The 2,635-nt window shown below is 62.3% G+C and carries 2 protein-coding genes; both read left to right on the forward strand.

The features are described from left to right. The first annotated feature begins 209 nt into the window (after positions 1-209). Positions 210-1,694 (forward strand): IS21 family transposase, encoded by a 1,485-nt coding sequence (istA, locus tag CO667_RS34415; protein ID WP_170961513.1) that lies wholly within the window; start codon positions 210-212, stop codon positions 1,692-1,694. Then, the gene (istB, locus tag CO667_RS34420; RefSeq protein WP_096771899.1) at positions 1,691-2,611 is read left to right on the forward strand and encodes an IS21-like element helper ATPase IstB; all 921 of its coding nucleotides are present in this window, start codon (positions 1,691-1,693) and stop codon (positions 2,609-2,611) included. Before istA ends, istB begins: the two co-directional genes overlap by 4 nt. Positions 2,612-2,635 lie beyond the last annotated feature (24 nt).

The following is a 2,635-nucleotide window of genomic DNA, read 5'->3' on the forward strand; positions in this document are numbered from 1 at the left end:
CTGCAGCGCGACAACCAAGATGAGACGAAGCGTCGATCAAGATGAGACTCGGCAGCAGCGGTGGAACGCAGAGAGGGCGTAGCCCGAACGGAGTTCTACCGCTGCTGGCGCGCCGATTCATCTGGTGATTGCGGTTCGACCGGTACGTTGGGTTCTTCGAAGAACGGGGAACCACCTTTGTGCCAGGTCGTCACATAACCGATCATCAGATGAGGCTTTTCATGAAGTTACGACAAGAGCACAGGGTTGAGGTCGCCGCCGCGAAGGCGTCGCTCAGCAGAGCAACGGCCTATCGCATCGAGAAGAACGCGCAACTGCCATCACAAGTGAAAAAGCCGCGCGGCCGTCGGCGTCCCGACCCACTCGCCGACATCTTCGATGCCGAGGTCGTGCCGCTGCTGAAGGCGGCACCTGGCATTCGTCCGGTCGCCGTCTTCGAGGAGATGTTGCGCCGCCATCCCGACCTCAGTGAAGGCGTTCGCCGGACAATGGAACGGCGGATCCGTGCCTGGCGGGCCATCAATGGCGACGAGCAGGAAGTCATCTTTCGCCAGGTTCATGAGCCCGGCCGACTGGGGCTTTCCGACTTCACCAACATGAACGAACTGGGGATCACGATCGCAGGCCAGCCGCTCGATCACCTGCTTTATCACTTCCGGCTCGCCTATTCCGGCTTCGAACACGCCCACGTCGTCCTCGGTGGCGAAAGCTTCGTGGCGCTGGCCGAAGGGCTGCAGAACGCTCTCTGGTTCCTCGGCGGCGCGCCGCTTTACCATCGCAGCGACAGCCTGTCGGCAGCCTTCCGCAATCTCGATGGCGATGCCAAGGAGGACCAGACGCGGCGCTACGCAGAGCTTTGCGCGCACTACCGGATGACGCCGACCCGCAACAACAAGGGCATTGCCCACGAGAACGGTGCGATTGAGAGCCCGCATGGCCACCTCAAGAATGCGATCCGCGATGCCCTGTTGCTGCGCGGCACCCGTGACTTCGACGATCTCAATGCCTATCGCGGCTTCATCGATGAGATCGTCAGCCGGCGTAATGCCCGCTACGGCAAGCGCATCGACGCCGAGCGGGCGGCGCTGCAGCCATTGCCGGGAACGCGCACCAGCGATTTTGAGGAGGTTGTCGTGCGGGTCTCGCGCAGCGGCGGCTTCACCTTGCGCAAGGTCTTTTACACCGTGCCATCACGGCTCATCGGGCACCGGCTGCGCGTGCGCCTTTACGACGAGCGTCTTGACCTCTTTATCGGCGGCACGCATCTGATGACGCTCCAAAGAGGGCGTGCGCATGCCAGCGGCAAGCACGACCAGGTCGTCGATTATCGGCATGTCATCCATTCGCTGCGCAAAAAGCCGATGGCGCTCCTTCAGCTTGTCTATCGCGACAAGCTGTTTCCGCGGCAGGAATACCGAAGGGCCTTCGAGACCCTGCTCGACCGGCTTTCCGACAAGCAGGCCTGCAAGATCACCGTCGAGCTCTTGGCCTTGGCCCACGATCGGGGCTGCGAGCGGGAACTGGCAGAGCGGCTCGCTAAAACACTCGATGCGGGCGAACTGCCGGACATCATCGCGCTGAGGACTTTCTTCGCGCCCGATCCGGCACAGTTGCCCACCGTCAACGTTCGTCTCGCCTCCCTCCAGGGCTATGAGGCCCTGATTGACGCGCGTCATCTGGAGGACGCTGCATGAGAAACGCCCCTGCCATCGACGCCGCCACGCTCAGCACGCTGCTCAATGAACTCCGCCTTCCGGCCATCAAGGTCCTTTGGCCGGACTTTGCCGAACGGGCCGACAAGGAGGGGTGGCCAGCGGCTCGGTTCCTGTCGGTGATCGCCGAGCACGAACTGGCCGAACGCGATCGCCGCCGCATCGAACGCCATCTCGCCGAGGCGCGATTGCCACCGGGAAAGACGCTCGACAGCTTTGACTTCGACGCCGTGCCGATGGTCTCCAAGGCACAGGTCATGGCGATCGCCGCCGGCGATAGCTGGCTCGCCAAGGGAGCGAACATCCTGTTGTTCGGCCCGCCCGGTGGCGGCAAGAGCCATCTCGCCGCCGCAATCGGCCTCGCGCTCATCGAGAACGGTTGGCGGGTGCTGTTCATGCGTACGACCGAGCTCGTTCAGAAGCTGCAGGTGGCACGTCGTGAACTCCAGCTCGAATCCGCCATCGCCAAGCTCGACAAGTTCGATCTGCTCATCCTCGACGATCTCGCCTATGTGACTAAGGACCAGGCGGAAACGAGCGTGCTCTTCGAGCTCATCTCCGCGCGCTACGAGCGGCGATCGATCATGATCACTGCCAACCAGCCGTTCGGCGAATGGAACAGGGTCTTCCCCGATCCCGCCATGACACTCGCCGCCGTCGATCGTCTCGTCCACCACGCGACCATCTTTGAGATGAATGTCGAAAGCTACCGGCGTCGATCCGCGATGGAAGCCAAACGCCAGCGCGGCAGGCCGGCCTTCTTCGCGACAATGAAAAATGCCGCCGAGATTGACGCTGCGCGACAATCAGAACCCGACGAAGCCCTTGCCAGCGACAATCGCGATGATACCGTCGCCGACGACCGCGATACCAGAATCTCATCCAGATTGTCGCGCTGATCTCATCCAGATTGTCGCTCTACA

This window comes from Rhizobium sp. L43 (assembly GCF_002531725.1).
Taxonomy (GTDB): Bacteria; Pseudomonadota; Alphaproteobacteria; order Rhizobiales; family Rhizobiaceae; genus Rhizobium.